The sequence below is a fragment of the Nostoc sp. UIC 10630 genome, assembly GCF_010747425.1.
GTDB lineage: Bacteria > Cyanobacteriota > Cyanobacteriia > Cyanobacteriales > Nostocaceae > Nostoc.
On the sequence record NZ_JAAGOG010000422.1, the window covers coordinates 1 to 1670 of the forward strand.

The 1670-nt window shown below is 43.9% G+C and carries 2 protein-coding genes; both read right to left on the minus strand.

The window, feature by feature from the left end; translation table 11 throughout:
* Positions 1-140: 140 nt before the first annotated feature.
* The gene (msrB, locus tag G1O98_RS38110; protein WP_163939624.1) at positions 141-635 is read right to left on the minus strand and encodes a peptide-methionine (R)-S-oxide reductase MsrB; all 495 of its coding nucleotides are present in this window, start codon (positions 633-635) and stop codon (positions 141-143) included.
* A gap of 213 nt (positions 636-848) precedes the next feature.
* Positions 849-1382 (minus strand): MgtC/SapB family protein, encoded by a 534-nt coding sequence (locus G1O98_RS38115; RefSeq protein WP_163939626.1) that lies wholly within the window; start codon positions 1380-1382, stop codon positions 849-851.
* Between the last annotated feature and the right edge of the window lie 288 nt (positions 1383-1670).

Below are 1670 nucleotides of genomic sequence, written 5' to 3' on the forward strand. Positions count from 1 at the left end.
GGGGAAGAGGAAGGAAGACAAGGGAGAGGGGGGAGACAAAGAAGGGAATTGTTTAATAATTCTCCCTTATTCCTCTTGTCCTCCTTGTCCTCCTTGTCCCTCTGCTGCCTATTTGTATCAACCTTAGAGTGAAACGTAAATTAGGCGGGAGTAAACTTCAGCGAAACACCGTTCATACAGTAGCGCTTGCCTGTGGGTGCAGGGCCGTCATCAAAAACATGACCAAGATGACCACCACAACGACTACAATGTACTTCAGTTCTGCTCATAAATAGCGACTTATCTACAGTAGTAGCGATCGCACCTTCAATCGGGTTAAAGAAGCTTGGCCAGCCAGTACCACTGTTAAATTTGGTATCAGAGGTAAACAATGGCAGTTCACACGCGGCACAATAATAAGTACCCTTGTCGTACTCTTTATCTAATGCGCTGGTGTGAGGTCGTTCAGTCCCGTGTTTACGCAATACATTAAACTGTTCTGGCGTTAAAATCGTGCGCCACTCTTCTTCTGGTTTGGTAATTTCAAATCCACTATTAGAAGTTGTCATCGCTTTTGCCCCCCAGTTGATATACCTTGATAACAATGCTGTGCCGACTATTACCGCACTAGCCTGTAAAAAATATCGTTTGTCCATATATCTATTATTTTCTATTTTCCGGTTAACTGGGCAATCAACTCCAGTACGGAATTCCCTACTTAATCACTATAATCAGCGATTGCCCTGAATTAGCGCTGATAAAGTGATTAAAATTAGCTAAGAAACCAAAAATTATTCTGCAATCAAACACTGTAAGGAATCAGAATCAACCTGACTTGATTTTGAATACACCTGGATGTGTAGGGACGCTCAATCATCATCTTCATCAGAGGTGTTTGTTAGCTCCTGAGTAGTCCCCTGTTTACCCTGATTCGTCAAAAACACAAATGCGCGATTGAGCCGTTTTACCCCACTGAGGGTAATTAGGGTCAGTAGCCCTCCTAATAATCCCATTTGCCACAGACCACAACCAATCGCAGCCCCCAAACCGGCCGCAGTCCAGACACAAGCGGCTGTAGTTAAACCTTTTACTTTTGGTGCCGCAGATTTTCTAGGAGACTCTTGTAAAATCAATCCGGCTCCGAGAAATCCTATCCCGGTAGCTACACCCTGAATGGTGCGACTCAGTGCATTGGTGGCAGCATAGGGACTGTCACCTTCAGCCTGCAAAGGAATCATTACGAATAGTGCTGCTCCCATACTCACGAGCATAAATGTTCTCATCCCTGCTGGTCTGCCCCCTTGCTGACGGTTAAATCCAATCAGGCAACCAACCAGAAGCGCCAAAGACAATCTAAACGCTATATGTGGCCAATCGTTGGCAGTAATAAACATCGGCCCCATTACCTTTTTCCTCCTAGAGACAGAATGGAATTTTGCGCCTATTGCCAGTGAGCTAGATGGCTACCCACGTTTGTAGCTGAAAACCCAAGTACAGTAAATCAATAGGTTTGGCGTACATTAAGGTTAATTTAACAGAAGGTTAGGAATAAGTAAACTAATATACACAAAACTGCCATTGCTGTATAAAATTTTCCTGCAAAAACGAATGCTCTTTAGCAGGAATTCGACCCAATACTTGTCGGTTTTCCCCAAACCCAATTCTGAGTTCAAAATCCTTAACCGAGTAGT